28 protein-coding genes and 1 pseudogene are annotated in these 26,874 nt (G+C 60.3%); 20 read left to right on the top strand and 9 right to left on the bottom strand.

Features of this window, described 5'->3' with window-relative positions; genetic code table 11:
* Positions 1 to 4: 4 nt before the first annotated feature.
* Positions 5 to 949, bottom strand: coding sequence for an alpha/beta hydrolase (locus tag I5961_RS21595; protein ID WP_085697135.1), 945 nt, complete (start codon positions 947 to 949; stop codon positions 5 to 7).
* 258 nt (positions 950 to 1,207) lie between these two features.
* Between I5961_RS21595 and fadD2 the strand changes: the two genes are divergently transcribed.
* Complete coding sequence (gene fadD2 / locus I5961_RS21590) at positions 1,208 to 2,896, top strand: long-chain-fatty-acid--CoA ligase FadD2 (protein WP_227233294.1); 1,689 nt, start codon at positions 1,208 to 1,210, stop codon at positions 2,894 to 2,896.
* Between the two features lie 347 nt (positions 2,897 to 3,243).
* Positions 3,244 to 4,941, top strand: a complete 1,698-nt coding sequence (gene fadD1 / locus I5961_RS21585) for a long-chain-fatty-acid--CoA ligase FadD1 (protein WP_085697133.1) — start codon at positions 3,244 to 3,246, stop codon at positions 4,939 to 4,941.
* A 92-nt stretch (positions 4,942 to 5,033) separates the two neighbouring features.
* On the opposite strand, the gene I5961_RS21580 is transcribed toward fadD1, so the two are convergent.
* A complete protein-coding gene (locus I5961_RS21580; RefSeq protein ID WP_007951149.1) occupies positions 5,034 to 5,411 on the bottom strand; it encodes a hypothetical protein in 378 nt (125 codons plus the stop codon).
* A gap of 197 nt (positions 5,412 to 5,608) precedes the next feature.
* Between I5961_RS21580 and I5961_RS21575 the strand changes: the two genes are divergently transcribed.
* The 3 genes from I5961_RS21575 (at position 5,609) to def (ending at position 7,470) form a co-directional block, all read left to right on the top strand.
* Positions 5,609 to 5,800, top strand: coding sequence for a CsbD family protein (locus tag I5961_RS21575; RefSeq protein ID WP_039766114.1), 192 nt, complete (start codon positions 5,609 to 5,611; stop codon positions 5,798 to 5,800).
* A gap of 177 nt (positions 5,801 to 5,977) precedes the next feature.
* Complete coding sequence (locus I5961_RS21570; protein ID WP_085697131.1) at positions 5,978 to 6,928, top strand: YihY/virulence factor BrkB family protein; 951 nt, start codon at positions 5,978 to 5,980, stop codon at positions 6,926 to 6,928.
* A 2-nt stretch (positions 6,929 to 6,930) separates the two neighbouring features.
* Positions 6,931 to 7,470, top strand: coding sequence for a peptide deformylase (gene def / locus I5961_RS21565; RefSeq protein WP_007951144.1), 540 nt, complete (start codon positions 6,931 to 6,933; stop codon positions 7,468 to 7,470).
* Here the strand turns inward: def and I5961_RS21560 are convergent, their stop codons facing one another.
* Positions 7,471 to 7,890, bottom strand: coding sequence for a GNAT family N-acetyltransferase (locus I5961_RS21560; protein WP_227233292.1), 420 nt, complete (start codon positions 7,888 to 7,890; stop codon positions 7,471 to 7,473).
* A 120-nt stretch (positions 7,891 to 8,010) separates the two neighbouring features.
* On the opposite strand from I5961_RS21560, the gene I5961_RS21555 reads away from it, so the two are divergent.
* The 6 genes and pseudogenes from I5961_RS21555 (at position 8,011) to I5961_RS28905 (ending at position 13,333) form a co-directional block, all read left to right on the top strand.
* Positions 8,011 to 8,952, top strand: a complete 942-nt coding sequence (locus I5961_RS21555; RefSeq protein ID WP_227233291.1) for a fatty acid desaturase — start codon at positions 8,011 to 8,013, stop codon at positions 8,950 to 8,952.
* A gap of 7 nt (positions 8,953 to 8,959) precedes the next feature.
* Positions 8,960 to 9,751, top strand: coding sequence for a phosphate/phosphite/phosphonate ABC transporter substrate-binding protein (locus I5961_RS21550; RefSeq protein WP_085701627.1), 792 nt, complete (start codon positions 8,960 to 8,962; stop codon positions 9,749 to 9,751).
* Between the two features lie 127 nt (positions 9,752 to 9,878).
* Positions 9,879 to 10,424 (top strand): sigma-70 family RNA polymerase sigma factor, encoded by a 546-nt coding sequence (locus I5961_RS21545; protein WP_227233289.1) that lies wholly within the window; start codon positions 9,879 to 9,881, stop codon positions 10,422 to 10,424.
* Entirely contained in the window at positions 10,421 to 11,434 is a 1,014-nt protein-coding gene (locus tag I5961_RS21540) for an ABC transporter substrate-binding protein (RefSeq protein ID WP_227233288.1), read from the top strand. Before I5961_RS21545 ends, I5961_RS21540 begins: the two co-directional genes overlap by 4 nt.
* Before the next feature lie 579 nt (positions 11,435 to 12,013).
* Positions 12,014 to 12,784: pseudogene (locus tag I5961_RS28910) on the top strand (PAS domain-containing protein); the annotation flags it as partial.
* 9 nt (positions 12,785 to 12,793) lie between these two features.
* Entirely contained in the window at positions 12,794 to 13,333 is a 540-nt protein-coding gene (locus I5961_RS28905; RefSeq protein WP_371320920.1) for a methyl-accepting chemotaxis protein, read from the top strand.
* 86 nt (positions 13,334 to 13,419) lie between these two features.
* Here the strand turns inward: I5961_RS28905 and I5961_RS21530 are convergent, their stop codons facing one another.
* The 3 genes from I5961_RS21530 to I5961_RS21520 all read right to left on the bottom strand — a co-directional run bounded on the left by I5961_RS21530 (position 13,420) and on the right by I5961_RS21520 (position 16,128).
* Positions 13,420 to 13,986: a hypothetical protein gene (locus I5961_RS21530; protein WP_085701623.1), complete on the bottom strand. Its 567-nt coding sequence runs from the start codon at positions 13,984 to 13,986 to the stop codon at positions 13,420 to 13,422.
* A 154-nt stretch (positions 13,987 to 14,140) separates the two neighbouring features.
* Positions 14,141 to 15,562, bottom strand: coding sequence for an MFS transporter (locus I5961_RS21525; protein ID WP_227233285.1), 1,422 nt, complete (start codon positions 15,560 to 15,562; stop codon positions 14,141 to 14,143).
* A 125-nt stretch (positions 15,563 to 15,687) separates the two neighbouring features.
* Positions 15,688 to 16,128, bottom strand: coding sequence for a PACE efflux transporter (locus I5961_RS21520; protein ID WP_085697122.1), 441 nt, complete (start codon positions 16,126 to 16,128; stop codon positions 15,688 to 15,690).
* A gap of 120 nt (positions 16,129 to 16,248) precedes the next feature.
* Here I5961_RS21520 and I5961_RS21515 point away from each other — a divergent pair, with 120 nt between their 5' ends.
* Positions 16,249 to 17,121, top strand: coding sequence for a LysR family transcriptional regulator (locus I5961_RS21515; protein ID WP_227233284.1), 873 nt, complete (start codon positions 16,249 to 16,251; stop codon positions 17,119 to 17,121).
* Positions 17,122 to 17,191: 70 nt separating this feature from the next.
* Here the strand turns inward: I5961_RS21515 and I5961_RS21510 are convergent, their stop codons facing one another.
* Positions 17,192 to 18,223 (bottom strand): LacI family DNA-binding transcriptional regulator, encoded by a 1,032-nt coding sequence (locus I5961_RS21510; protein ID WP_085697120.1) that lies wholly within the window; start codon positions 18,221 to 18,223, stop codon positions 17,192 to 17,194.
* Between the two features lie 216 nt (positions 18,224 to 18,439).
* Here I5961_RS21510 and I5961_RS21505 point away from each other — a divergent pair, with 216 nt between their 5' ends.
* Together I5961_RS21505 and I5961_RS21500 are read left to right on the top strand one after the other, a co-directional pair.
* Positions 18,440 to 18,973 (top strand): gluconokinase, encoded by a 534-nt coding sequence (locus I5961_RS21505; protein WP_085701620.1) that lies wholly within the window; start codon positions 18,440 to 18,442, stop codon positions 18,971 to 18,973.
* Positions 18,974 to 19,055: 82 nt separating this feature from the next.
* On the top strand, positions 19,056 to 20,408 hold the full coding sequence (locus I5961_RS21500; protein ID WP_085697118.1) for a GntP family permease: 1,353 nt from the start codon (positions 19,056 to 19,058) through the stop codon (positions 20,406 to 20,408).
* Positions 20,409 to 20,600: 192 nt separating this feature from the next.
* On the opposite strand, the gene alaC is transcribed toward I5961_RS21500, so the two are convergent.
* Positions 20,601 to 21,809 carry an alanine transaminase gene (gene alaC, locus I5961_RS21495; RefSeq protein ID WP_085697117.1) on the bottom strand — a complete coding sequence of 403 codons (1,209 nt, stop codon included), beginning with the start codon at positions 21,807 to 21,809 and terminating at the stop codon, positions 20,601 to 20,603.
* A 139-nt stretch (positions 21,810 to 21,948) separates the two neighbouring features.
* Between alaC and I5961_RS21490 the strand changes: the two genes are divergently transcribed.
* From I5961_RS21490 to I5961_RS21480, 3 genes are all read left to right on the top strand, one after another.
* On the top strand, positions 21,949 to 22,611 hold the full coding sequence (locus tag I5961_RS21490) for a LysE family translocator (RefSeq protein WP_085701618.1): 663 nt from the start codon (positions 21,949 to 21,951) through the stop codon (positions 22,609 to 22,611).
* 68 nt (positions 22,612 to 22,679) lie between these two features.
* Positions 22,680 to 23,174 carry a GyrI-like domain-containing protein gene (locus tag I5961_RS21485; protein ID WP_085697115.1) on the top strand — a complete coding sequence of 165 codons (495 nt, stop codon included), beginning with the start codon at positions 22,680 to 22,682 and terminating at the stop codon, positions 23,172 to 23,174.
* A gap of 317 nt (positions 23,175 to 23,491) precedes the next feature.
* On the top strand, positions 23,492 to 23,980 hold the full coding sequence (locus I5961_RS21480) for a GNAT family N-acetyltransferase (protein WP_085697114.1): 489 nt from the start codon (positions 23,492 to 23,494) through the stop codon (positions 23,978 to 23,980).
* A gap of 115 nt (positions 23,981 to 24,095) precedes the next feature.
* On the opposite strand, the gene I5961_RS21475 is transcribed toward I5961_RS21480, so the two are convergent.
* On the bottom strand, positions 24,096 to 24,581 hold the full coding sequence (locus I5961_RS21475) for a GNAT family N-acetyltransferase (protein ID WP_227233283.1): 486 nt from the start codon (positions 24,579 to 24,581) through the stop codon (positions 24,096 to 24,098).
* Positions 24,582 to 24,722: 141 nt separating this feature from the next.
* Between I5961_RS21475 and I5961_RS21470 the strand changes: the two genes are divergently transcribed.
* From I5961_RS21470 to I5961_RS21460, 3 genes are read left to right on the top strand one after another with little or no spacing between them, the layout of a single operon-like run.
* Complete coding sequence (locus I5961_RS21470; RefSeq protein WP_227233282.1) at positions 24,723 to 25,148, top strand: YybH family protein; 426 nt, start codon at positions 24,723 to 24,725, stop codon at positions 25,146 to 25,148.
* Between the two features lie 40 nt (positions 25,149 to 25,188).
* Positions 25,189 to 25,533: a YciI family protein gene (locus I5961_RS21465; protein WP_007951101.1), complete on the top strand. Its 345-nt coding sequence runs from the start codon at positions 25,189 to 25,191 to the stop codon at positions 25,531 to 25,533.
* Positions 25,526 to 26,755 (top strand): RNA polymerase sigma factor, encoded by a 1,230-nt coding sequence (locus I5961_RS21460; RefSeq protein ID WP_227233281.1) that lies wholly within the window; start codon positions 25,526 to 25,528, stop codon positions 26,753 to 26,755. The genes I5961_RS21465 and I5961_RS21460 overlap by 8 nt, the downstream gene beginning before the upstream one ends.
* Positions 26,756 to 26,874: the final 119 nt, after the last annotated feature.

Genomic DNA, 26,874 nt, shown 5'->3' with positions numbered 1-26,874 from the left:
AAAATTATTCGCTGCGGTGCGGCCGGCGATGGCTCAGTGCCTGGTCGATCCAGGTCAGCACATCGGCGGTCACTTCCTCGCGGTTGCTCTCGTTGAACAATTCGTGCCGCGCCTGCGGGTAGATCTTGAGTTGCAGGTTCTGGCTGCCGGCCGCGCGCAAGGCGTTGGCCAGATCAGTCAGACGCTTGCCTTCGCTCACCGGATCACATTCGCCGCCGATTACCAGCAGCGGCAGGCCCGGATCGATTTGGGCGAGATTGGACGCTTTGCTGATTTGCTGCAACCCGCCGAGCAGGTCGATCCACAACTGATTGGTGCAACGAAAGCCGCACAGCGGATCGGTGGCGTACTTGTCGACCTCGGCCGGATCGCGGCTGAGCCAGTCGAAAGGCGTGCGTGCCGGTTTGAATGCCTTGTTGAACGAGCCGAACGAAAGCCATTCGATCAACGCGCTGCGGCCCTTGGGGCCCTGGCGCAGTTTTTCGAACCGGGCGATCTGTCGGGCCGCGCGGTACAGCGCGACCGGCTGGAAATTCGATCCGCTGAGAATTGCGCCGTGCAGGCTGGCGCTGTGATGCAGCAGATACGCTTGGGCAATATAGCTGCCCATGCTGTGCCCGAGCAGCACGATCGGCACCCCCGGATGACGCTGGCCGAGGAACTGGTTGAGGCTGGCGATATCGCCAACCACTTTGCACCAGCCATCATCATCGGCGAAATGCCCCAGCGTCCCATGATCGGCGGTTTTGCCATGGCCACGCTGATCGGGCGCATACACACCGTAGCCCTCGGCACAGAAGGCCTCTGCCAGGCGTGCGTAGCGGCCACTGTGTTCCGCCATGCCGTGGGCCAGCAGAATCAGCGCCTTCAGCGGCGTGTTCGGCAGCCACAGGTTGACGTAGAGGCGGCTGCGGTCACTCGCGTCCAGCCAGAAGGTGTCGTGGATCATGGCGATTCCTTTTGCGGCCTGATATTGCTGAATGTTGCTGATGCGTCTTGCAGAGGTTGCATTGTATAGCGCGTCCGATCAGCTCTCGCCACGGCAGGAAGATTCACACGATCAATGACGACCTTGCCCATATTTGCCTGATTGACCATAGCTGCTAGTGTCCGTGAAGCCCCGCTTTTTGCTCTCGGCTTTTTCAGGGACAGACAAAAATGACAGCGAAGCGGCCCCGGATCGGCTCAGGTAAAGAGGACAAGAACAATGCAACCTGATTTCTGGAATGACAAACGCCCGGCGGGCGTACCCCTGGACATCGACGCGGGTGAATTCAAGTCGGTGATCGAGGTGTTCGAGCGTTCCTGCAAGAAATTCGCTGATCGCCCGGCGTTCAGCAACATGGGCGTGACCCTGACCTACGCCGAGCTGGAGCGCCAGAGCGCCGCGTTCGCCGGTTATCTGCAAACCCACACCGATCTGGCACCGGGGGATCGCATCGCGGTGCAGATGCCCAACGTCCTGCATTATCCGATCGCCGTGTTCGGCGCGTTGCGCGCCGGGCTGATCGTGGTCAACACCAACCCGCTGTACACCGCGCGCGAGATGCGTCATCAGTTCAAGGACTCCGGCGCCCGGGCGCTGGTGTACCTGAACATATTCGGCCAGAAAGTCCAGGAAGTGCTGCCGGACACCGACATTCAATATCTGATCGAAGCGAAGATGGGCGACCTGATGCCTACCGCCAAGGGCTGGCTGGTCAACACCGTGGTCAGCAAAGTGAAGAAAATGGTCCCGGCGTATTCGCTGCCCCAGGCGATTTCCTTCAAGAGCGCGTTGCGCATGGGCCGGGGCCTGGGCATCAAGCCGCTGAAGGTCGGTCTGGATGACATCGCCGTGCTGCAATACACCGGCGGCACCACCGGCCTGGCCAAGGGCGCGATGCTGACCCACGGCAATCTGGTGGCGAACATGCAGCAGGTGCGCGCCTGTCTCGGTCAGTTCGGCAGCGACGGCCAGCCGCTGTTGCGCGAAGGGCAGGAGGTGATGATCGCGCCGCTGCCGCTGTACCACATCTATGCGTTCACCGCGAATTGCATGTGCATGATGGTGTCGGGCAACCACAACGTACTGATCACCAACCCGCGTGACATCGGCGGCTTTATCAAGGAGCTGAAGAACTGGAAGTTCTCGGCGCTGCTGGGGCTCAACACACTGTTCGTTGCGTTGATGGATCATCCGGACTTCAAGACCCTGGATTTCTCCACTCTCAAGCTCACTAACTCCGGCGGCACCGCGCTGGTCAAGGCCACCGCCGAACGTTGGGAGAAGATCACCGGTTGCCGCATCACCGAAGGCTACGGCCTGACCGAAACCTCGCCGGTAGCCTGTACCAACCCGTACGGCGAGCTGTCTCGGATCGGCACGGTCGGCCTGCCAGTGCCGGGCACCCGGTTGAAAGTCATCAATGACGACGGCGTCGAACAGCCTTTGGGCGAACGCGGCGAACTCTGCATCAAGGGCCCGCAGATCATGAAGGGCTACTGGCAGAAACCCGAGGCTACCGCCGAGGTGCTGGACGCGGAGGGCTGGTTCAAGTCCGGCGACATCGCGGTGATCGATCCGGACGGGTTCGTGCGCATCGTCGACCGCAAGAAAGACATGATCATCGTCTCCGGTTTCAACGTGTACCCGAACGAGATCGAAGACGTGGTGATGGCTCACCCGAAAGTCGCCAACTGCGCAGTGATCGGCGTACCGGACGAACGCTCCGGGGAGGCGGTGAAGCTGTTCGTGGTGGCGCGGGAAACCGGCGTGAGCCTGGAAGAGCTGAAGGCCTACTGCAAAGAGAATTTCACGGCGTACAAGGTGCCAAAACACATCGTGCTGCGTGAGTCGTTGCCGATGACGCCTGTCGGGAAAATTCTGCGGCGGGAGTTGCGCGATATCGCCTGATCGGTGACGCGCACCGTTGAAACTGAAAGATCGCAGCCTCTGGCGGCTTCCTCAAGCTGCTGCAGGCTGCGATCTTTTGCTTTGTATCCCCGACGTTGTCCCCGAAAACCGGGACTTTCAAGGGGTTATAGGATTTTTGCTCTAAAATGACTGCCAGTAGTTCTTGAGTCATGAAAATGACTGTAGGGGCCGCTTTTGGCTCTAGTCGACCCTTGGCAAAGCTGCTACTCTCGGCGCGCTTTGTGACTTCTCGGCCTTGTAAAAAGCCAGACTCACCAATAAACAAACACCAATAATAATCGCATCAAATGCGGTGCTGAATTCGCGTTGCTGAGGAGTGGGCTTCCATGATCGAAGACTTTTGGAAGGATAAGTACCCCGCTGGAATTGCTGCCGACATCAATCCAGACGAGTACCCGAATATTCAGGCAGTGTTGAAGCAATCCTGCCAACGCTTCGCCGACAAACCGGCGTTCAGCAACCTGGGCAAGACCATCACCTACGGTGAACTGTACGAATTGTCCGGTGCGTTTGCCGCTTATCTGCAACAGCATACCGATTTGCAGCCAGGTGATCGAATCGCCGTGCAACTGCCCAACGTGTTGCAGTACCCGGTCGCCGTCTTCGGTGCGATCCGTGCCGGGCTGATCGTGGTCAACACCAACCCGCTGTACACCGCGCGGGAAATGGAACACCAATTCAACGACTCCGGTGCCAAGGCGCTGGTGTGCCTGGCGAACATGGCGCATCTGGCCGAAGCCGTGGTGCCGAAAACCGGCGTCAAGCACGTCATCGTCACTGAAGTCGCGGATCTGCTGCCGCCGATCAAGCGCCTGCTTATCAACAGCGTCATCAAGTACGTGAAGAAAATGGTGCCGGCCTATCACCTGCCCAAAGCCGTCAAGTTCAATGACGTACTGAGCAAGGGCCAGGGCCAGCCGGTCGCCGAAGCCAATCCTGACAGCGGCGACGTCGCGGTGCTGCAATACACCGGCGGCACCACCGGCGTGGCCAAGGGCGCGATGCTCACCCACCGCAACCTCGTCGCCAACATGCTGCAGTGCAAGGCGCTGATGGGCTCCAACCTCAATGAAGGTTGCGAGATCCTGATCACCCCGCTGCCGCTGTACCACATCTATGCGTTCACCTTTCATTGCATGGCGATGATGCTGATCGGCAACCACAACATCCTGATCAGCAACCCGCGCGACCTGCCGGCGATGGTCAAGGAACTGTCGAAGTGGAAGTTCAGCGGCTTCGTCGGCCTCAACACGTTGTTCGTGGCCCTGTGCAACAACGAAGGCTTCCGCAAGCTGGATTTCTCGGCGCTGAAAGTCACCCTGTCCGGCGGCATGGCCCTGCAACTGGCCGCGGCAGAGCGCTGGAAAGCGGTCACCGGTTGCCCGATCTGCGAAGGTTACGGCATGACCGAAACCAGCCCGGTGGCCACGGTCAACCCGATCCAGAACATCCAGATCGGCACCATCGGCATTCCAGTGCCGTCGACCCTGTGCAAAGTCGTCGACGATGCCGGCGTCGAGCAGCCGCTGGGCGAAATCGGCGAGCTGTGCGTCAAGGGCCCGCAAGTGATGAAGGGCTACTGGCAGCGTCAGGAAGCCACCGATGAAATGCTCGACAGCGAAGGCTGGTTGAAGACCGGTGACATCGCGCTGATCCAGCCGGACGGCTACATGCGCATTGTCGATCGCAAGAAAGACATGATCCTGGTCTCGGGTTTCAACGTGTACCCGAACGAGCTGGAAGACGTGCTGGCGGCCCTGCCGGGCGTGTTGCAGTGCGCGGCCATCGGCATTCCGGACGAGAAATCCGGCGAGGCGATCAAGATCTTCATCGTCGCCAAACCGGGCGTCACCCTGACCAAGGAACAGGTGATGGAGCACATGCGCGCCAACGTCACCGGCTACAAGGTGCCGCGTTCGGTGGAATTCCGCGATGCGCTGCCGACCACCAACGTCGGCAAGATCCTGCGTCGCGAACTGCGCGACGAAGAGCTGAAAAAGATCAAGGCGAAGAGCGCCGCATAAAACAAAAAGCCCCGCAGATGCGGGGCTTTTTGTTGTAGATGATCATTCCCACGCAGAGCAGGGGAACGATCACGTCGGTCAGCATAAAAGGCTTATTGGCGGAACGGCGCGAAGTTCACATTGGTGCCTGCCGGGCGCATGTCCTGCAGGTACGAGTCCTTGTCGGCGCTCAGTTCCAGGCTCAGGGCTGCCTTGCGTTTGCCTTCGTTGCGGATGACCAGGCCTTCGAGCTTTTCGCGCAGGAACACGGTCGGTACTTTCAGGTGCAGCAGTTCGTCAGTGGCCGGGGTGTGCATCAACAGGTGAATCCACTCGTACTGACCGATGGCCAGGCGCGACACCGGCAAGTCGAACCACCAGATGTTGCGGTTGCGGTTCAGTTCGGCGAAGTGGCAGTTGTTGGTGCCGAGCACGGCACCGCCCAGTTCCTGGTTGCGACGGGCGATGGCCTGCTTTTTATCGAGTTTCATAACATTCCTGCGGGATCGGTTCTGTGGCGCCTGGCGCCCTTATGCCGGGCATTCTCGGGGCTACGCTCGCAAACATAAAGCCCAACCTGCGCATGGCGACGAAATGAAGCCGTGAAAATAAATGAAACTTGGCGCAAACCGGGCCTGTCAATCATTACGTACTGACTTTCCCCGTTAATGTTCCAAGGAGAATCACCATGGGCAGCACGAGCGATAAAGTGAAAGGCATGGCCAACGAAGCGGTCGGCAACGTCAAGCAAGGTGTCGGCAAAGCCACCGACAACACCAAGCTGCAAGCCGAAGGCAAACTGCAAGAGAAGAAAGGCGAGGCCCAGCAAGCGGTGGGCAAAGCCAAGGACGCGGTCAAGAAAGGCGTCGACAAGGCTTGATCGAGCCTTGAACGAAACAACGAAGCGGCCATCCAAGGATGGCCGTTTTTGTATCCCGTTCACATGCGGTCATGGATCACAGTGTTTCAAAGTCGCCAAGTGAGCTACTTTGATGAGAGAAAAACGGCCCCTGAGTCGCCACGACTTCAACCTGTTTTGCGGCGAAAGGAGACGCGAATGATTTTCCCCGACATGAAAGGCCTGCCCCTGCACCGGGTCATCGTGCGCACCGTCACCGAGTTCATGGACGACGAAATGTCGACCTATGCCTCGGCACTGGCCTACCAGATGCTGTTCTCGCTGTTCCCGTTCATTCTGTTCCTGATTGCCCTGATCGGTTTCCTGCACCTGCCGGACTTCTTCTCCTGGCTGCGTCTGCAATCGGAACTGGTCCTGCCGCCTCAGGCGCTGGAGCAGGTCAACCCGGTGATCGATCAACTGCAGCAATCCAAGGGCGGCCTGCTGTCGGTCGGTATCGTCATCGCCCTGTACACTGCGTCCGCCGGCGTGCGCCTGATGATGAGCGCGATGAACGCGGCCTACGACGTGGTCGAGGGTCGGCCGATCTGGAAGCGCTTTCCATTGTCGATTGTCTACACCGTCGGCATCGCCGGCATGCTGCTGGTGGCCGCCGCGCTGATGGTGCTCGGCCCGCAGGTGATGGGCTGGATCGCCGCGCAGGTCGGGCTGGAAGATTTCATCGTCACGGTGTGGACCATCGCCCGCTGGCCGGTGATCGTGATCCTGATGATGGTGGCCGTGGCGCTGATCTATTACGTGATGCCCGACGTCAAACAGGAGTTTCGCTTCATCACGCCGGGCTCGGTTCTGGCGGTGGTGGTGTGGATCATCGCGTCGTTGGGATTCGCGTTCTACGTCAAGACGTTCGCCAACTACAACGCCATGTATGGCAGCATCGGTGCGATCATCGTGCTGTTGCTGTATTTCTACATTTCGTCCGCCGTGTTGCTGCTCGGTGCGGAGATGAATGCGGTGATCGAACACATGTCCAACGAGGGCAAGGATCCGGGCGAGAAAGTCCCCGGCGAACTCGATGAACATCCCAAACAACACGTTTCCGGCCTCGGGCGCGATCACTCGCTCAAGCCGAACACCGACGAAGCCTGATCATGATTCGTGAAATTCTGAAGATGGGCGACGAACGCCTGCTGCGTATCGCCCCGCCAGTGCCCGCCGAGATGCTCGACAGCCCGGAGCTGTGGCAACTGATCGACGACATGTTCCAGACCATGGAAAGCGTCGGCGGTGTCGGCCTGGCCGCGCCGCAGATCGGCGTCGATCTGCAACTGGTGATCTTCGGCTTCGAGCACAGCGAACGGTACCCGGATGCCGAAGCCGTGCCGCAGACGATCCTGATCAATCCGCTGATCACGCCACTCAGTCCGCTCATGGAAGAGGGGTTTGAAGGCTGCCTGTCGGTACCTGGTCTGCGTGGCGCGGTGGATCGTTACCAGCAGATCCGTTACGAAGGCGTCGATCCCAAGGGCGAGCCGATTGTGCGTGTGGCTTCGGGCTTCCACGCGCGGGTGGTGCAGCACGAATGCGATCACCTGATCGGGCGGTTGTACCCGTCGCGCATCACCGATTTCAGCAAGTTCGGTTTTACCGAAGTGATGTTCCCGGATCTCGATCCCAACGCTGACGACTGATCATCCGCTGCGCGGGGCCAGCTCCATGGCAATCATCGGCTTGCTCCGCGCATAACGGCTCATGCGCTCGGCCATGGCCTGGGGCAGGGCGGGGTCGAAGGTGAAGCCGCGCCGCTCATAGAAACCACGCAGGTCCGGGTGGCAGAACAGCCACACCGGGGCCTCCACATCGTTCACCGCCGCCGCGATCAACTGCGCAGCTATGCCCTGTTCGCGGCAGGCCGGATCAACGAACAACCCGGTCAGCCAATGCCCGCCGAACACCGGCCGCAGGCACAGCGCAGCCACGATTTCCTCACGCCGCGCCACCCACAATTGCGCCTCGCGCACCGCTTTCATCGACGATTGATGCTGGCGGTAGAACTTGTTCATCAAGGGCCAGGACAATTCATCGAGCTGGCTATATCGGGTATCGGTCATCACTCGGACTGCCGGTGCAAAAAGAGACGGGATTATAAGGATCCCGGCTCGCAAAAATAATCTGCAAGATTTCCCGTTGGTGTTGCACAGAACGAACAGACCTTCGTTCCGAGCCACGCCATGCCCCACTATTTCGACGATGCCCATCGCCAACAGATCGAAACCCTGCGTCAACGCTTCACAGCCCGTACCGACTGGCCGACCTGGTTGCTGCTGATTGGCGTGTATGCCGGCTGGTTCGCCCTGATGCTGGGCAGCAATTGGCTTGGCGTCTGGTGGAGCACGCTGCTGCTGATTCCATTGCTGGTGCTGTGGCTGTCCGTGCAGCACGAGTTGCTTCACGGTCATCCGACGCGCTGGACCTTCGTCAACAAAGTCCTCGGCTATGCGCCGTTTGCGGTGTGGTATCCCTATACGCTCTATCGCGACAGCCATTTGCAGCACCATTGCGATGAAGACCTGACGATTCCTGGCCTCGACCCCGAAAGCCGCTACCTGAGCGCCGAGCGCTGGCAGGGCAGTTCGCTGTTCGAACGCAGCCTGCACTGGCTGAACAAAACCGTATTGGGCCGATTCATTCTTGGCGCGCCGCTGGCGTTGCTGGCGCTGGCCGGTGAAGAATTGCAACGACTGAAAAGCCGCGAGCGCCAGGCCTGGCTGATGTGGCTGACCCACGGCGCCCTGGCGGTGCTGATGCTGTTTTTCATCGCCCGCTACAGCGTGTTGCCGGTCTGGCATTACCTGTTTTTGATCAGCGTGCCGGCGCTGTCGATTGCGATGGTTCGCTCTTACTATGAACACCGGCCGCACACACAACCGGAACAGCGCACGGTGCTCAACGAAGCCGGGTGGCCTTGGCGCTGGCTGTTCCTGAACCTGAATTTCCACCTCGTGCACCACGATTTGCCGAAGCTTTCGTGGTACGACTTGCCCAAGGCCTACCGCATGCGTCGGGAGCAATGGGTGGCGCGCAGCGGTGGATTTCTGGTGCAAGGTTACGGGCAACTGTGGCGCCAGCACGGCATCAAGCCGATCGACAGCCCGCAGCATCCGTTTATTTGAGGCCAGCATGACGTCAGGTTACGCAGAACTGTTGATGTACATCGCCCCCGCGCCGATCCGCGCGGCCAATGAACAGTGGCTGGCGCGGATTCTCGAGCACTTGGGCTATTCGCGGCTCAGTGCCGAAGGTTTGTCGCTGCCGGAGCTCTGGCTGTCGCCGCAACTGCTGCTGACCCAGACCTGCGGCTACCCGCTGATGACCGCACTGCGCAGGCAGGTGAGGATTGTCGGCCGTCCGCGCTACGAATTGCCGGACGCCACGGCCGGCAATCATTGCAGCCTGATCCTTGCCCGCGCCGATGATCCGCGCCGACATCTGGCGGAGTTCTTCGACAGTCGCGGAGTGATCAACAGCGAAGACTCCAACAGCGGCATGAACCTGTTGCGTCAGCGTCTGGCGCCATTGCAGCGGGACGGGCAGTTTTTTGCTTCGGTGGGCATCAGTGGCGGCCATCGCGAAAGCCTGCGCTGGTTGCGCGAGGACCGTGCCGATCTGGCGGCCATCGACAGCGTGACCTTCGCGTACCTGGCGCAGTACGCCGTTGAAGAGGTCATTGGATTGCGGGTGTTGGCGCGCAGTGCGTTCAGCCCGACCTTGCCCTTTATCACCGCCGCCAGCACGTCGGACCAGCAGATCGAACGCTTGCGCCGAGCCATGAACCGCAGCCTTCAAGACCTGCCCGAGGTGGCCCGCATCCTCGGCTTGTCAGAAGTCCTGCCTGCCAGCGAAAACGATTACCTCATCCTGCTGGATTACCAGCGCGAGGCCGAAGAACTGGGTTATGGCCGCTTGCGTTAGGGCTCTCGATTAATTCACTAATGGAATATAAGAATTCTTTTTAAGTATTTTTAACGCATAAGGCACCTTGCTAGGATCGCGCCACCGGACGACCGGACATTCAGCGACCCTTGACCAAGGAGCCCCCATGTCCGGCGCCGACTCATCCCATCGCAATCATGTGAACACGTTGTTTCGCGACCATTACCCGTGGTTGTGCACGCGTCTGCGTCGGCAATTGAATGATGCGGCCACGGCCGAAGACATCGCCGCCGAAACCTTCGCGCAACTGCTCGAAGCCCCGGGCCTGACCGCCATCCGCGAACCCCGCGCCTTGCTCACCACCATCGCCCGACGCCTGCTGTACGAACGCTGGCGGCGCGGCGATCTGGAGCGTCGGCATCTCCAGCAACTGCGACAGAGTGACCTTGATCACGGGCCGTCCCCAGAGGAACTGGCCGACCTGTCACAGAGCCTCAAACATCTGGACCGGACGCTCCAGCGCCTGCCGGGCAAAGTCCGTTCGACCTTTCTGCTGGCGCGCATCGACGGCCTGACCTACCCGCAAATCGCCGCCGAACTGGGCATCTCCCAGCGTTCGGTGAGCCTGTACATGACCCGTTCCCAGGCGCTGTGCAACCGCCACAGCGCCAATCAAACCCTGATTTCCTCCCAGAACAAGAGGTCCGCATGAGATCGATCAAAACCCTGCTCGGCAGTTCGCTGCTGGCCCTGACCCTGACGACCGGGCATGTTGGCGCCGCGGAAACGAGAGCGCCGATCCACTTCGGTGACATCACCTGGGAAAGCGGCAGTTTCATCACCGAAGTGCTGCGCCTGATCGTCGAGAAAGGCTACGGCTACCCGACCGACACACTGCCGGGCAGCACCGTCAGCCTGGAAGCGGCGCTGGCGAAAAACGATATTCAAGTGATCGGTGAAGAGTGGGCAGGGCGCAGTCCGGCGTGGGTCAAGGCCGCTGCCGAAGGTAAGGTGTTCGGTCTTGGCGACACCGTGAAGGGCGCCACCGAAGGCTGGTGGGTGCCGGAATACGTGATCAAGGGCGACCCCGAGCGCGGGATCAAACCGCTGGCGCCGGAGCTGAAATCGGTGGCCGACCTGCCGCGCTACAAGGATGTGTTCAAGGATCCGGAAGACCCGAGCCGCGGGCGTTTCCTCAACAGCCCGACGGGCTGGACTTCGGAGATCGTCAACAGCCAGAAGCTCAAGGCGTATGCGCTGAACGACAGCTTCGTCAACTTCCGTACCGGTTCCGGCGCGGCGCTGGATGCCGAGGTGGCGTCGTCGATCAAGCGCGGCAAGCCGGTGCTGTTCTATTACTGGTCGCCGACGCCGTTGCTCGGCCGTTTCAAACTGGTGAAGCTGGAAGAACCGCCGTTCGACGCCGAAGCCTGGAAAACCCTGGCCGATGCCAGCAACCCAAACCCGAAAGGTACCCGCTCGATGCCGGCGAGTCTGGCGATTGGCGTGTCGGCGCCGTTCAAGGCGCAGTACCCGGAACTGGTGACGTTCTTTGAGAAAGTCGATTTGCCGATTGATCTGCTGAACCAGACCCTGGCCGGGATGAGCGAAAAGCGCCAGCAACCACGCCAGGTGGCCGAAGCGTTTCTGCGCGATCAACCGCAAGTGTGGACGCCTTGGGTGCCGGGTGATGTGGCGAGCAAGGTGAGCGGGAGTCTGTAATTCTTTTCTGATATTTCTGTAGTGCTGCACCGTCGCCATCGCGGGCAAGCCCACACAGGTATAACGCTGACTTGAACAGCGCGTAGAACCTGTGGGAACGGGCCTGCCCGCGAAAGTGGTAGATCAAACAAAACACATTCGCTGAACCGTTTCTCGTCCGCTTCTTGTCCGAATTCACTCAATGCTGGCCGACTAGTGGCCTTGCGCAAAGCATTGCGCTGTCTATGCTCATTCATAACTAACTATGTCGAACGCCTTCAGTGTGGTTCGACCGCTAGCAGTTACCGATCTCAAAGCTGCCAGAGTGCGCAATCCAAGGCACCGACACTTGACCGACAAGGAGCTGTTTTTAAAGGGAAGTTCTTCTGCATGTTAGGAATGGCCCGTCACCGGGCTATCAAGAGAAGGATGTCTTGATTAGAGCGTCGCCGCATGGACCCTCCGATTGATCATCGTTTATCACCTGACAACTTCCTCCTGTGGAGGAATGCGTGTGCCTGTTCCGTGGAACGTAGTGGTGGATTCTGAAAGACCTGAACTTTCATCAAATCAAAAGACTGCGCTCAAGGTGATCGAGACATGTTCAACCTACATCACAAGGCTGACCTGCAGGAAATCGAACGCTTCAGTTGTGCCCTGACCGAAGCCAACGCCAAGTTGGCGGCGATCAGCCGTTCGATGGCAATGATCGAATTCACTCCCGAAGGCATCGTGCTGGATGCCAATGAGAACTTCTGCAAGACCATGGGCTACAGCGCCGAAGAAGTGCGTGGCAAACATCACCGGATCTTTTGTGAAGAAGAGTTCTATCGCAGCGAGGAATACGCCAAGTTGTGGCGTGACCTGGCCCGGGGCGAACCCATCAGCGGTACTTTCCTGCGCTTGAACAAGAGTGGCCGGGAGATCTGGCTCGAAGCCAGTTACATGCCGGTGTATGGCCCGGACAAACAAGTCCGCAGTGTGATCAAAGTGGCGTCGGACATTACGGCGCGCGTGAACAAGGAAAAGGAAGAGGAAAGCATGCTGGCCGCGATCGGCCGTTCGATGGCGGTGATCGAGTTCACCCCGGAAGGCAATGTGATCTCGGCCAACGACAACTTCCTCAAGACCATGCAGTACTCGCTCAACGAAATCGTCGGCCACCATCACAGTCTGTTCTGTCACCGGGCCGAAGCCGAATCCGCGCAGTACAAAGCGTTCTGGGCTTCGCTCAATCGCGGCGAATATCACTCGCACCGTTTCGAGCGCAAGAACAAGTCCGGGCAGACCGTCTACCTCGAAGCCTCGTACAACCCGCTGTTCGACGCCAAGGGCCGGTTGTACAAAGTGGTGAAGTTCGCCAGCGACATCACCCACCAGATGACCACCTTGCAGACTGCTGCGGAATCGGCCCACAGCACTTCGGTACAAAACGACGCCTGCGCGCAAAAAGGCTCACAGGTCGTGCAGCAAACGGTGCAGATCATTCAGGACATTTCCCGCGATCTCAATGAAGCGGCGCTGAGCATCGATGCGGTCAGCAAACAGTCGGACATCATCGGCACCATCGTCCAGACCATTCGCGGGATCGCCGACCAGACCAACCTGCTGGCGCTCAACGCGGCCATCGAAGCGGCGCGGGCGGGTGAGCACGGACGCGGTTTTGCGGTGGTGGCGGACGAAGTGCGCAGCCTCGCGGCGCGGACCAGCCAGGCGACCCTGGAGATCGTCGATGTGGTGCGCAAGAACCATGAGTTGTCACTGAGTGCGGTGTCGAGCATGCAGTCGAGCCTGAGCCGCACCGGGCTCGGGGTGGAACTGGCGAACGAGGCGGGCGACGCGATCCGTGAGATTCAGCAGGGCTCGCGGCATGTGGTGGATGCGATCAGCCAGTTCAACGAGACGTTGCAGCTGAACTGACTGATCGCAACATCCGAAAAACCTGTGGGAGCGGGCAAGTCCGCTCCCACAGGTGTTAGTGCTTAATGCGATTCAACCGGCAGCAGTCAGAGTGCGGCGAGGAACTTGTCAGCCGACTCGTCACTGATCTTCGCCGAGTTGGCGTCTTGCTTGTTCTGCTTCTCGGCTTCGGCCAGCTTCATCTTGTCCTGCAGGCGCTCGGCGATCTCTTTGCCGATGGCCAGTTGTTTCTCCGGCGGCATGGCTTTGATGTCGTCTTCGGTCAGGCCCATTTCCTGGAGGATACTGTCGCGCAAACGCTGTTCCGGCGTCTTGCTCATGTAGTCCTTGAACTCGTCCAGCGCCGATGAACCTGAGGATTTGGTCGGCGAGTTATCGGAGGTTTGCAGGGCGACGCGGGTCTTGGCGAATGCCTCGTCGACGTTGTCGCTGATGCGCGTGGCTTCGCTGACTTGCTGGGTGGCGAGCTGGGTGGCCGACTCTTGCACCTTGGCGGTGGCTTCGGCGGTTTGCGCCTGTGTCTGGGCTTGCAGGGTTTGCAGCATTGCGCCATGCAACCCGCCTTGCAGGCCGGCAGCGGCGGTGGTGGTTGCATCATCATTCAGGTGCTTGGGCAGATGGATGATTTGCTGTTGTTTTGCACTGACCAACATGATGGATAGACCTGTAGGTAATGACTGTCAGTCCTACGCCAGCAAATACCGTGCCTTTCGAAAAAGTCGTTTTATTTCAGTTGTTTGGGTTCAAGGATAACCGGATGAAGCGGTCATCCCTTGCCGGTGGGCGGCAGAGGATGACCGTTGTCCGTCAGCGATGGGCGATGTTTTCCAGCGCCAGGTTGCGGGTGCGGGGGCCGAAATAGCCGATGGTCAGCATCACGATCAGCATGCTGACAACGATGAACGCCAACACGCCCGGTGTGCCGAAGTGGTCGAGGAACAGACCGATCAACAGGCTGCTGAACACCGTCGACAAACGACTGAATGAATAGCAGAAGCCCACCGCCCGGGCGCGAATGTTGGTGGGGAACAGTTCGCTCTGATAGGAGTGATAACTGAAGCTGAGCCAGGCGTTGCAGAAGGTGATCATCACCCCGCAGAAGATCAGGCCGAAGGCGCTGGTCTGCAGGGCGAACAAGGTACCGAAGGTCATGGCGCCCAGCGCCGAGCCGACGATCTGCCATTTGTTCTCGAAGCGGTTGGCGAATTTCACGAACAGCAACGGCCCGAGCGGGTAGGCGAGGGTGATGATGAACGCGTACATCAGGCTGTGAGTGACGCTGACACCCTGGCCGGAAAGCAGCGCCGGCAGCCAGTTGCCGAAACCGAAGAAACCGATGGCCTGGAAGATGTGGAAGACGATCAGCATCAGCGCGCGGCGCCGGTACGGTGGTTGCCAGATATCAGCGAAACGGCCCTTGCCTTCAACGTCGACGGGCACGGCTTGCGGTGCGTCCAGTGGTTGACGGTGATCTTTCTCGCAGCGTGCCTCGATGCCATCGAGAATCCGGTTCGCTTCATCGAAGCGGCCATGCTGGGCCAGCCAGCGCGGCGACTCCGGCAGACGCTTGCGCAGCCACCAGATGAACAACGCAAACACCGCACTTGCCAGCACCACCCAACGCCAGCCGGACACCCCGAACGGCGCCTGCGGCACCAGCCACCAGGACATCAGCGCCACCGCCGGCACCGACAGGAACTGCACGAAAAACGCGAAGGCAAATGCCGAACTGCGCATGCGTTTGGGCACCAGTTCCGAGAGGTAGGCGTCGATGGTTACCAGCTCGATGCCGAGGCCGATGCCCACCAGAAAACGCATGCAGATGATCCCCAGCGCCGAACTCTGCACGCCCATCAGCACCGTGGCGACGGTGTACCAGACCAGCGCGAACGTGAAGATCGCCCGCCGCCCGAACCGATCCGCCATGGGGCTGAGCAGACTGGCGCCGAGAAACAGGCCGAGGAACGTCGCCGAGGCGAACGCGGCCTGATCGGAGAAACCGAACACGCCCTGATTGCCGGTGGCAAAGATGCCGTCGCGGATCAGCCCGGGGCTGATGTAGGCGGTCTGGAACAGGTCGTAGAGTTCGAAGAAACCACCGATCGACAGCAGCGCCACCAGCCGCCAGATTGTGGCGACGGCCGGGAGGCGGTCGATGCGGGCGGAAATCTGTGCGGCGCGTATCGGGTCGATGCCGTCGCGTTGTGCGGCGGGGGCGTGTGCAGTCATGGGCTGATCCATTTTTTATTGATGGAAAAGCTTAGCCTGCTATCGGAAATCAAGGATTGTTTATATCGGCGGCTGGCGCGGAAAAACCGCCGATTTCTTGCAATATCTGCTTACCAATTAACGATTTATGTCGCGGGCTGCGGATCCGGCAATGCCGAGGCCGGAAGGCCGAACACTTTATCGAACAGCCAGTTGAAGGCGAAGGTGTAGCAAGGGATGAACACGATCAGCGCCAGATCCAGCAAAAAGGCCTGCACAAGGCTGATCTTCATCCACCACGCGATCAGCGGAATCAGGAACACGATCAGCGTCAGCTGGAAGCCGACGGCGTGGGCGATGCGCCGTTTCACCGTGCGGGTGCGTGACACCTGACGGCTTTCCCAACGCTCGAACAGCGAGGTGTAGATGAAGTTCCAGGTCACGGCGATGGTGGTAATGATCACCGCCAGCGGGCCGGTGCTGCCGGGCGAAGTGCCGGACAGCAGCGCCAGACCGAGGGCCGAGAAGGTCATGCCGATCACTTCATAGAGCGACACATAGACCAGTTTGCGTTTGACGCCTTGCATGGGAATTGCCTCTTTCTTGCGACTTGTGGCCAGTGGGACTGGCGAAGGCGACGAAAGATAGCTTCAATTGAGGTGACAGAAAAAGTAAGTAGCTTTCAGTTTTATTGATAGGTGTTTGAAGTGAATTTCAACAGCGAAAGCATCGAACTGTTTCTCGCCGTGATCGAGCGCGGCTCGTTTTCCGCCGCTGCCAGAGCATTGGGTAAAGTCCCGTCGGCGGTGAGCATGGCTATTGGCAATCTGGAGGCCGAACTCGGCTATGCGTTGTTCGACCGCCGTCACCGCGAACCGCAACCCACGGCCATGGCGCTATCGCTGGTGCCTCACGCGCGATTGATCGCCGATCAGCTCAAGCAATTGCAGGTGCATGCGGTGCAATTGTCCTTGGGGCTGGAGAGCAAATTGTCGATCGGCGTGGCGGCGGATATTGATCGTCGACGGTTGTTGGCGGCCATCAGGGAGATCAGCGAGCGTCATCCGTTGCTCGATATCGAAGTGCTGACTGCGCCGCAGGACGATGTGCTGGCGATGCTTCACAGTGGCCGGGTCAGCGTGTGCCTGGCGTTCGCCGGGTTGAGTGTGAACGTGCTGGAGCGCTTTCAGTTTGTCGGCAGTGAGCGAATGATTGCGACGCTGGCGGCGGACAGTCCGCTGTTGCAGGGGCAGGATCTGTTTCTCGAGGATCTGGTGCATGTGCGGCAGATCGTGGTCGGCAGTCGTGATTTGCCGATCAGCGAAACACGGCCGCTGGTGGCTGAATCCCACTGGCGCACCGATAGCCTGGAGACGGCGCTGGAGATGGTCGAGGCGGGTTTGGGCTGGGGCAATTTCCCGCTGTCGGTGGTGCAGCCGTGGCTCGATAACGGGCGATTGAAACGGCTGAGTTTCCGCAACATCGAAAACGGCCTGGTGCTGCCGGTGCATGCGGTGTGGCTCAAGAGCCAGCCGTTGCAGAAGGGGGCGGCGGCATTGGTTGAAATACTCGGCCGGTGATCGTTCCCACGCTCTGCGTGGGAATGCAGTCCGGGACGCTCCGCGTCCCTTCAAGAGCCGAACGCAGAGGTCAGGTGCTCTCGCGGATTTTCAATTCGAAGCCCATGTCCTCGACCGGCCGCGCCACGCTGTTGCCGGCCATCAGCGTCAGCATCTGTTCCGCCGCACGCCGGCCGATGGCTTCACGCGGGGTGTTGATGCTGCTCAGGCGCGGCACCATGTGCTCCGACATCGGCAAATCGTTGAAGCCGAGGATCGCCACTTGTTCGGGGATCCTGATTCCGTTGCGCAGGGCCTCGAGCAGGGCGCCCTGAGCCAGGTCGTCGTTGCCGAAAAAGATCGCATCGACATCCGGATGCGCCGCCAGCAATTGCAGGAACAACTCGCCGCCCAGGCCCACGGACGATGAACGCGGGGTCAGCACTTCCAGATCCGGGTCGTAACGACCAGCCTTTTGCAGTGCTTTGCGAAAGCCTTCGCCACGCAGCAATGTGCGCTGATCGAGCTGCGCGCCGATGTACGCCAGACGCTTGCGGCCACGGGACAATAAATGTTCGGCAGCCGTTTCGCCGGCGCTGAGCTGTGAGAAACCGACGCAATTCACCCCGGCGGCGCTGTCCAGCTCCATCATGTACACGCAGGGAATGTTGCTGGCCTCGATCATCCGCCGCGAACTTTCGGTGCGGTCGAAACCGGTCAACAGGAGGCCGCGTGGCTGATAGGCCATGTAGTTGCGCAGCAGGTTTTCTTCTTCATCGCGCGAGTAGTGGAAGTTGCCGATCAGCACTTCGAAGCCCTTGGGCGTCAGCACCCGATGAATGGCTTCCAGGGTGTCGATGAACAACAGGTTGGACAGCGAAGGCACCAGCACCACCACCGAATGGCTCTGGGCCGAGGCCAGGGCGCGGGCGGCGGGGTTGACCACGTAGTTGAGTTCCAGCGCGGCTTTCTGGACTTTTTCCACCAGTTCGGTGGCAACCGTGCTGACCCCGCGCAGGGCGCGCGAGGCGGTAATCGGGCTGACGCCGGCCAGACGGGCGACTTCGTTGAGGGTGGGACGGCCGGTGGTGCGGGTGTTTTTATCGTTTTTAGGGGTGGTCATCGGGCGGCTTGCCAAACAAAAATCAAGGCACTAAGGTAGCGCTGTCCTTATGCAGCTGCAAATGCGTAAGCGAGGTCCTGCCTGATCCTCGCTTTTTGGCGTACCGACAAAACCTGCTGCAACCCAAAAAAACGACAAGAAGGCGTCGGCAACTTCTGCCTGTGCACTAGAGTCATAGCTAGCAAAGGTAGCGCTGTCTGCGCGCTGAGGTGTTACATGAATCATCCCATCACCGCCCTGGTCATCATGGGCGTTGCCGGTTGCGGCAAGACGTGCGTCAGCCAGGCCCTGTGCCAATTGAGCGGCGCCACTGCCATTGAAGGCGATACTTTCCATCCGGCCGCGAACATCGAAAAGATGAGCGCGGGGATCCCCCTGAACGACGAAGACCGTGCCGGCTGGCTCGACAGCCTGTGCGACGAACTGCGTCGCGTCGACGCCCTGGGCGAACGCCCGGTGCTGACCTGCTCGGCCCTCAAGCACATTTACCGCGAACGCCTGCGCAGCGCCTTGCCGGGCCTGGGCTTCGTATTCCTCGAATTGACGCCTGAAGTCGCCGCCGACCGCGTTTCCCATCGCCCGGGCCACTTCATGCCGGCCACCTTGATCGAGAGCCAGTTCGCCACCCTCGAATCGCCGATAGGCGAGCCGTTGACCCTGGCCCTGAATGCTTCGATCCACAGCGTCGAAGAACTGGCGTCGCAAGCCCACGTCTGGTGGCAGGCCCACGGCCTGAAACAGGCGGTATGAGTGTGATTGCGAAGATAGCGCTGTCATTACGGCTTCTGATTAACCCGCTTTAATAACAACAACAAACCAGGAGACACCCCCAATGTTTGGCATGTCCCATGACGCCTACCTGCTGCTTGATGCAGTGGTCACGGTGATCGGGCTTATCGTCCTGATCACCAAGTTCAAGATTCACCCCTTCATTGCCCTGACCATCGCCGCCGCGTTCCTCGGCCTGACGTCCGGCATGCCGATCGGCACCATCATCAAGGCGTTCCAGGACGGCTTCGGTGGCGTGCTCGGTTTCGTCGGCATCATCCTCGCGCTGGGCACCATGCTCGGCAAGATGATGGCCGAATCCGGCGGTGCCGATCAGATCGCCCAGACCCTGATCCGCGCGTTCGGCAAGGACAAGGTTCAGTGGGCGATGATGTTCGCCGCGTTCCTGGTGGGCATTCCGCTGTTCTTCGAAATCGGCTTCGTGCTGCTGATTCCGCTGGTGTTCATCGTGGCTCGCCGCACCGGTGTGTCGATCATCAAGATCGGTATCCCGCTGCTCGCCGGCCTGTCCGCCGTGCATGGTCTGGTGCCACCGCACCCGGGCCCGCTGCTGGCCATCGGCGTGTTCGGTGCCGACATCGGCAAGACCATTCTGTACGGTCTGATCGTCGCGCTGCCGACCGCCATCATCGCTGGCCCGATCTTCGGTACGTTCATCGCCAAGCACATTCCCGGTACACCGAATCAGGAACTGGTCGATCAACTGGCCCGTGAGTCGGACTCGCAGGATCTGCCAAGTTTCGGCATCACGCTGGTCACCGTGCTGTTGCCGGTGTTCCTGATGCTGCTGAAAACCTTCGCTGACGTGGTGATGCCGGAGGGTCATTTCTTCCGCACCTGGATGGACATGATCGGTCACCCGATCTCGGCACTGCTGCTGGCGTTGCTGCTGTCGCTGTACACCTTCGGCTACAAGCAGGGCATCGGTTCTCAGCAGATGCTCAAATGGCTCGACGCGAGCCTGGCGCCGACTGCCGCGATCATCCTGATCATCGGTGCCGGCGGCGGTTTCAAGCAGATGCTGGTGACCAGCGGCGTGGGCGACGTGATCGGCCACATGGCGGTCAGCGCGCAAATCTCGCCGATCCTGCTGGCGTGGCTGGTGGCGGCGGTGATTCGCATCGCGACCGGTTCGGCCACCGTGGCGACCATCACTGGCGCGGGCATTGTGGTGCCGGTGGTCGGGATGATTCCGGGCGTGAATCGTGAGTTGCTGGTGCTGGCCACCGGTGCCGGCTCGCTGATTCTGTCCCACGTCAACGACGCCGGTTTCTGGCTGGTGAAGCAGTACTTCAACATGACTGTGGCCGAGACCTTCAAAACCTGGACGGCGATGGAAACCATCCTGTCGGTGGTTGGCCTGGGCTTTATTCTGTTGCTGTCGCTTTTCGTCTAACGGCGAATCGCAGACACAAAAAAACCGCAGCGATGCGGTTTTTTTGTGGGTGCAATTCGCGAGTGATCGTTCCCACGCTCCGCGTGGGAATGCCTCAATGGACGCTCTGCGTCCGCTTTCGGCAGGGACGCGGAGCGTCCCGGGCTGCATTCCCACGCGGAGCGTGGGAACGATCAGGTGGGGAGGAGGCAGTTACTTAGTGCCCAGGCCATCCGCCCGGAACATCCCGCGAATCCCGCGGACCGCCTGACGAATCCGGTCCTGGTTTTCGATCAGCGCGAAGCGCACGTGATCGTCGCCGTACTCACCAAAGCCGACACCCGGCGAGACACAGACCTTGGCCTCGGCCAGCAGCTTCTTGGCGAACTCCAGCGAACCGAGGTGCGCGTAGGCTTCGGGAATCTTCGCCCAGACGTACATCGAGGCTTTCGGGTTCTCGACCATCCAGCCCAGTTCATGCAGGCCCTTGACCAGTACGTTGCGGCGCTGGCGATACTGCTCGGCGATGTCACGCACGCACTGTTGATCGCCTTCCAGCGCAGCAATCGCGGCCACCTGCAGCGGGGTGAACGTGCCGTAATCGTGGTAGCTCTTGATCCGCGCCAGCGCGCTGACCAGTTCCGGGTTGCCGACCATGAAACCGATGCGCCAGCCCGCCATGTTGTAGCTCTTGGACAGGGTGAAGAACTCCACCGCAATGTCCTTGGCGCCCGGCACCTGCATGATCGACGGGGCTTTCCAGCCGTCGTAGACGATATCGGCGTAGGCCAGGTCATGCACCACCAGCACGTCGTACTGTTTGGCGAGGGCGATCACCCGCTCGAAGAAATCCAGTTCCACACATTGCGCGGTCGGGTTGGACGGGAAGCCGAGGATCATCATCTTCGGTTTCGGGATCGAGCCGCGAATCGCCCGTTCCAGTTCGGCGAAGAAGTCCACGCCCGGCACCAGCGGCACCGACCGCACCTGGGCGCCGGCAATCACGGCACCGTAGATGTGAATCGGGTAGCTCGGGTTCGGCACCAGCACGGTGTCGCCCTGGTCCAGGGTCGCCAGCATCAGATGCGCCAGGCCTTCCTTGGAACCGATAGTGACGATGGCTTCGCTTTCCGGGTCGATCTCGACCTCGTAGCGTTCCTTGTACCAGTTGGAAATCGCCCGACGCAGGCGCGGAATGCCCTTGGACGTGGAATAACCGTGGGTGTCTTCGCGTTGTGCAACCTGCACCAGTTTTTCAACGATGTGCGGCGGCGTGGCGCCGTCGGGGTTGCCCATGCTCAAGTCGATGATGTCTTCGCCACGACGTCGGGCGGCCATCTTCAGCTCGGCAGTGATGTTGAAAACGTAAGGGGGGAGTCGATCAATGCGCGCAAAGCGGCGCGGCGAACCTTGTTCAGCCATTGTTGCCTCGGATAACGTAAGCGCCCGGAACCGTCCGAGCGACGCTGGTCACTGCGGTGACCTGTGGCGGAAGATAAGGGCAGCAATGGCTGACTGTCCAGCGTGCACGACAACAATTTTTTCCCAAGGAAAACGGTTAATGGAATTCACCAGTGGCTTCTTGCTGAGCCTTTCGCTGTGCCTGGATATCGGCGTGGCCAACATCGCCATGATCACTTTGGCCATGCAGCGTGGCTATTTTCAGGGCTTCGCATTGGGCCTCGGCACCTGCGTCGGCGACCTGATCTACGCGGTGCTGGCGCTGGCCGGGATGACCGTTCTGCTGCAATACGAAACCGTGCGCTGGGTGCTGTGGATCGGCGGTTCGGCGTTGTTGGTCTATTTCGCGGCGAAGATGATCCATTCGGCGATTCATCACGAAGCGCAATTGGCGGCGACCGCCGAAGTCGGGCAGAACTCCCATCGCAAGGAGTTCTTTCGCGGGATTTTTCTCGCCATGTCGTCGCCGAGCGCCATCCTCTGGTTCGCGGCCGTCGGCGGCACCTTGATCGCCCGTTCCGGTGGCGGCGGTCCTTTGAGCTCGGCGCTGTTCCTCGGCGGTTTCTTGTGCGCCGGGCTGCTGTGGTCGGCGGGGCTGTGTTTCGCCGCGAGCCACGGCGGCAAGTTGCTCGGCGACAAGCTGCTGCGCTATTCCTACCTGGCATCTGCGGCGATCTTCTGCTATTTCGCGGTCTACGTGATCGTATCCGGTTATAACGAATTCGTCGGTTCAGGCGCCGCCGAGGCCCTGCATACGCTGTAAATGTGCGAATCGGGTTTGGCTTCTATACTCCCAGCCGAACCCCCTTTTTTCGTTCAAGGAGTCGCGTCATGGATGAGCAAAAACGCGTCGAAGTGGCTGAACCTCGCTTCGAACATGGGCACTTCCTGCTGATTGCAGGTTTTCGCGATCGCTTTACCAAAGAGACCGTTCAGGACATCTCCGCGCTGTGGGAAAAACTGATCCCGCACATCGGAAGCATTCCGGGTCAAAAGGGCGAGGTGACCTACGGCGTTTGCAGCAATTTCGACGGTAACGGCGGTTTCGATTACATGGCCGGGGTCGAAATCAGGAAGCTGGATGACTTCCCGCAGGAAAAGTATCCGTGGATCGAAATCCTGCCGCGTCAGTACGCAGTGTTCGAACACAAGGGGACGCTGGATCAGCTGCCGCAGACCATTGACTACATCTACAACACCTGGCTGCCGGCGTCTGATTACAAGGGGCTCAACGCCCCGGAGCTGGAGCGCTACAGCGCCGACTTCAACCCGAAGCTCAATACCGGCAAGCTGGAAATCTGTGTCCCGGTCGAAAAGAAAACCTGATCGACAACCGGCAGCGCGAACCCGCTTCGCGCTGCCGGTCGAGCCTTACTTGCCCTTGATCCGTCGTGCCCGCAACAGGTCGATGCACAGGGTGATGAAACCGAAGACACTGATGCCCAACACCATCAACAAACCGATTTCCACGCTGCTCATAAACGGTTCCCTCCTCGGGTGATCAGAGACAGACGTCAGAAATAGACCGTCCCGAATCCGAAGAAAAGCGCTTATACGCAGGCTTTACGCTCCCCGCGCGGATCGATATGAACACCTTATTCCTTTATCCTTGGCCGCCTTGTTTCCACTGATTTCGAGCCGCCATGAACACCGTCATCCGCCACGTCACCGCCGCCGACCTGGACCGCTGCTACGCCATCGAAACCCTCGCCTATGAAGGCGACGAAGCCGCGACCCGCGAGAAGATCGCCACGCGCATCGCCACCTGGCCGGACGGTTTCATCGTCGCCGAGGTGGACGGGCAGGTGGCCGGCTTCATCAACTCCGGCGCGGCGTTCGATGTGCAGATGTCCGACGAGGCGTTCAAGGAACTGATCGGCCACGACCCGGCCGGGCCTAACGTGGTGATCATGTCGGTGGTGGTGCACCCGGACTATCAGGGCCAGGGTCTGGCCAAGCGTCTGCTGGGTGAATTCATCGAACGCATGCGCGAGCAGGGCAAGGCAACGATTCACCTGATGTGCAAGGAGCGGCACATCCCGCTGTACGCCGGATTCGGTTTTGCCTATATCAAACCGTCCGAGTCCGACCACGGCGGGATGGCGTGGCACGAGATGATCCTGACCCTCTGAGGAACAGCCCCTGACCTGATCGTTCTCACGCAGCGCGGGAACGATCAACGGGTGGGTCGGTAGAGCATGTCGCGCACCCGCGCCTTACTCTCGATCATCGTTGCTCCCCCGACGATTAGAAGAACAACCCCATCCGCCGCTCGTAACCGATACGGCCCTTGTACGCTTCGCCGCTGTCGACGAAGCCGTACTTGGCGTACAGCGCAATCGCGGCGTCGTTGTCGGCGTCCACTGACAGTTCCAGCCCTTTGATTTCCGGCCATGCCGCGCGCGCAACTTCTGGCAGCGCCAGCAGGCAGGCCTTGCCATAGCCCTTGCCCTGGGCGCGGTGATCGACCTGCAATGCGTGCAGGGTGGCGCTGTGTTCATCGGCCCATTCCGGCAACGCCGGCGGGCGCTTGAGCAGCAGGAAGGCCACCGGCACGTCTTCGGCCAAAAGCGCGAATCCCTTCACGCCTGGGCCGGGTTTGGACAGCAGCGTGTGCAGGGCGCCGTGGATGTCGCCGGAAAATTTGATCTGCTCGGGGTGGATTTCAATGGCCTCGACCTGTTGGCGTTGGGCGGCGTTCAGGCTTTCGTAAGGTACGAGTCGGGCTGACACGGGAATTTCCTTTTCCTGCAAAGATGAGCCTCGGATTCTAGCGATTTTGGCTTCTTCGGTAATTTTTTGTTTCGGTTGTCGATCCGGCCAATCGCCGAACGACTAAGGGTGTCTTCACAACAAAAACCAGGGAGAAACCCCATGAGTACGCAAGCGCAGATTCAAGCCGTGATCGACACCTACCGTCAGGCCGTCATGACCAAGGACGTGGACAAGGTCATGACCCTTTACGCCGACGACATCCTCTCGTTCGATGCGATCAAGGCCCTGCAATTCAAGGGCAAGGAGGCCTACCGCGCCCACTGGATCGCCTGCATGGAAATGTGCCCCGGCCCGCACATCTTCGAATTCCACGAAATCACCATCGAGACCGGCGACAACATCGCCTTCGCTCACTGGGTCGCCAACTGCGGCGGGACCAATGAAAAAGGCGAAACCCAGAGTTGCTGGATGCGCGCCACTGCCTGCTATCGGCTGGTCGGCGATGCCTGGAAAATTGCCCACGAACACTGGTCGGCACCGTTCGATCCGATGACTGGTGCGACCCTGTTCGATGCGAAACCCTGATCTTCAGCCATAGTTGATCCGTCCGATTCAGGAGAACGTTATGAAGTATTTATGCCTGGTCTACAGCGACGAGCGCCTGCTGCATTCATCGCCCGACAGCCCGGAAGACGCCGAGTGCTGGGCCTATGCCGAGTCGATCCAGGGCAGCGGGCGGATGGTCGCCGCCGAAGCGCTGGAGTCGGTGCAGACCGCCACCACGGTACGCATGCGCAACGGCAAGCTGTCGATCACTGACGGCCCGTTCGCCGAGACCAAGGAGCAGCTGGCCGGTTTCTACCTGATCGACGCGCGGGATCTCAACGAGGCGATTCAGGTCGCCGGGAACATTCCGGCGGCCCGGGTCGGCAGCGTCGAAGTGCGTCCCGTGCGCCAGTTGAATGTCTGAAGTCAGGGCGCGGGTCGAGCAGGTCTATCGCGAAGACTCGCGGCGGATCCTCGCGACCCTGATCCGCCTGCTCGGCGATTTCGACCTCGCCGAAGAAGCCTTGCACGAGGCGTTCTTCGTCGCGGTCGAGCGCTGGCAGCGTGACGGCGTGCCGGACAATCCGCGGACCTGGCTGGTGTCCACCGGGCGTTTCAAGGCCATCGACGTGTTGCGCCGTCGCGCCCGGTTCAAGGCCTCGCAACCATTGTTGCTGGCGCAACTGGAAGAGCTGGAACAGGCCGAATGGGACGCTGAAGACGTGGAAGACGATCGCCTGCGCCTGATCTTCACCTGCTGTCACCCGGCGCTGGCGGCGGACGCGCAAGTGCCGCTGACCCTGCGTGAAGTCTGCGACCTCACCACCGAAGAAATCGCCCGCGCATTCCTCTCGGCCCCGGCGGCGATTGCCCAGCGCATCGTGCGGGCCAAGGCGAAGATTCGCGACGCGAAAATCCCTTATCAAGTACCGAGTCTGAGTGAGTTGCCCGAACGCCTCGACAGCGTGTTGCGGGTGATTTATCTGGTGTTCAACGAAGGCTACTCGGCGTCCGGCGGCGCCCAGGTGACCCGCGAGGATTTGACCCGCGAGGCGATTCGCCTCGGGCGGTTGTTGCTGGAGTTGTTGCCGGACCCGGAAGTCATGGGGTTGCTGGCGTTGATGCTGCTGCATGAGTCGCGGCGGTCGGCGCGCTCTTCTCCGGATGGTGAGTTGATTTTGCTGGATGACCAGGATCGTAGTTCGTGGAATGCCGAGCTGATTGCCGAAGGCTGCAATTTGGTGGAGAGGGCGCTGACCACCGGACGCTTCGGCCCTTATTGCCTGCAAGCGGCAATCGCGGCGGTGCACGCCGAGGCGCCGACAGCAGAGGCGACGGACTGGGCACAGATCGTCGGGCTGTACAACGTTTTGCTGCGGGCGGTGCCGTCGCCGGTGATCGAGTTGAACCGGGCGGTGGCGGTGGCCAAGCGCGACGGGGCGCTGGCCGGGTTGACCTTGATCGAGGGGATTCTGCAGCGCGGGGAGCTGCAGGATTACCACCTGGCGCATTCGGCACGGGCGGAGTTTTGTCGACAGTTGGGGCGGGTCGAGGAGGCTCGGGCGGCTTATACGCGGGCGCTGGAGTTGACGCGGCAGGAGCCGGAGCGGCGGTTTATCGAGGGGCGGCTTAAAGCACTGGACTGATCCGAAAGGATCGTTGGCAATATTGGCCTCTTCGCGGGCAAGCCCGCTCCCACAATTGGAATGCGATCAAATGTGGGAGCGGGCTTGCCCGCGAAGGGGCCATTTAGGTCTGTAACAAT

This window comes from Pseudomonas sp. IAC-BECa141 (assembly GCF_020544405.1).
Taxonomy (GTDB): Bacteria; Pseudomonadota; Gammaproteobacteria; order Pseudomonadales; family Pseudomonadaceae; genus Aquipseudomonas.
This window is presented reverse-complemented; position numbering and strand designations above follow the sequence as displayed.

Coding starts and splice junctions, on each gene's coding strand:
- I5961_RS21545 (WP_227233289.1), top strand. CDS start 9,879: ATGTCCGGCGCCGACTCATCCCATCGCAATCATGTGAACACGTTGTTT.
- fadD1 (WP_085697133.1), top strand. CDS start 3,244: ATGATCGAAGACTTTTGGAAGGATAAGTACCCCGCTGGAATTGCTGCC.
- I5961_RS21520 (WP_085697122.1), bottom strand. CDS start 16,128: ATGCAAGGCGTCAAACGCAAACTGGTCTATGTGTCGCTCTATGAAGTG.
- I5961_RS21480 (WP_085697114.1), top strand. CDS start 23,492: ATGAACACCGTCATCCGCCACGTCACCGCCGCCGACCTGGACCGCTGC.
- I5961_RS21465 (WP_007951101.1), top strand. CDS start 25,189: ATGAAGTATTTATGCCTGGTCTACAGCGACGAGCGCCTGCTGCATTCA.
- I5961_RS21525 (WP_227233285.1), bottom strand. CDS start 15,562: ATGACTGCACACGCCCCCGCCGCACAACGCGACGGCATCGACCCGATA.
- I5961_RS21460 (WP_227233281.1), top strand. CDS start 25,526: ATGTCTGAAGTCAGGGCGCGGGTCGAGCAGGTCTATCGCGAAGACTCG.
- fadD2 (WP_227233294.1), top strand. CDS start 1,208: ATGCAACCTGATTTCTGGAATGACAAACGCCCGGCGGGCGTACCCCTG.
- I5961_RS21555 (WP_227233291.1), top strand. CDS start 8,011: ATGCCCCACTATTTCGACGATGCCCATCGCCAACAGATCGAAACCCTG.
- I5961_RS21575 (WP_039766114.1), top strand. CDS start 5,609: ATGGGCAGCACGAGCGATAAAGTGAAAGGCATGGCCAACGAAGCGGTC.
- I5961_RS28905 (WP_371320920.1), top strand. CDS start 12,794: ATGACCACCTTGCAGACTGCTGCGGAATCGGCCCACAGCACTTCGGTA.
- I5961_RS21560 (WP_227233292.1), bottom strand. CDS start 7,890: ATGACCGATACCCGATATAGCCAGCTCGATGAATTGTCCTGGCCCTTG.
- def (WP_007951144.1), top strand. CDS start 6,931: ATGATTCGTGAAATTCTGAAGATGGGCGACGAACGCCTGCTGCGTATC.
- I5961_RS21485 (WP_085697115.1), top strand. CDS start 22,680: ATGGATGAGCAAAAACGCGTCGAAGTGGCTGAACCTCGCTTCGAACAT.
- alaC (WP_085697117.1), bottom strand. CDS start 21,809: ATGGCTGAACAAGGTTCGCCGCGCCGCTTTGCGCGCATTGATCGACTC.
- I5961_RS21510 (WP_085697120.1), bottom strand. CDS start 18,223: ATGACCACCCCTAAAAACGATAAAAACACCCGCACCACCGGCCGTCCC.
- I5961_RS21595 (WP_085697135.1), bottom strand. CDS start 949: ATGATCCACGACACCTTCTGGCTGGACGCGAGTGACCGCAGCCGCCTC.
- I5961_RS21540 (WP_227233288.1), top strand. CDS start 10,421: ATGAGATCGATCAAAACCCTGCTCGGCAGTTCGCTGCTGGCCCTGACC.
- I5961_RS21530 (WP_085701623.1), bottom strand. CDS start 13,986: ATGTTGGTCAGTGCAAAACAACAGCAAATCATCCATCTGCCCAAGCAC.
- I5961_RS21550 (WP_085701627.1), top strand. CDS start 8,960: ATGACGTCAGGTTACGCAGAACTGTTGATGTACATCGCCCCCGCGCCG.
- I5961_RS21580 (WP_007951149.1), bottom strand. CDS start 5,411: ATGAAACTCGATAAAAAGCAGGCCATCGCCCGTCGCAACCAGGAACTG.
- I5961_RS21570 (WP_085697131.1), top strand. CDS start 5,978: ATGATTTTCCCCGACATGAAAGGCCTGCCCCTGCACCGGGTCATCGTG.
- I5961_RS21470 (WP_227233282.1), top strand. CDS start 24,723: ATGAGTACGCAAGCGCAGATTCAAGCCGTGATCGACACCTACCGTCAG.
- I5961_RS21500 (WP_085697118.1), top strand. CDS start 19,056: ATGTTTGGCATGTCCCATGACGCCTACCTGCTGCTTGATGCAGTGGTC.
- I5961_RS21490 (WP_085701618.1), top strand. CDS start 21,949: ATGGAATTCACCAGTGGCTTCTTGCTGAGCCTTTCGCTGTGCCTGGAT.
- I5961_RS21505 (WP_085701620.1), top strand. CDS start 18,440: ATGAATCATCCCATCACCGCCCTGGTCATCATGGGCGTTGCCGGTTGC.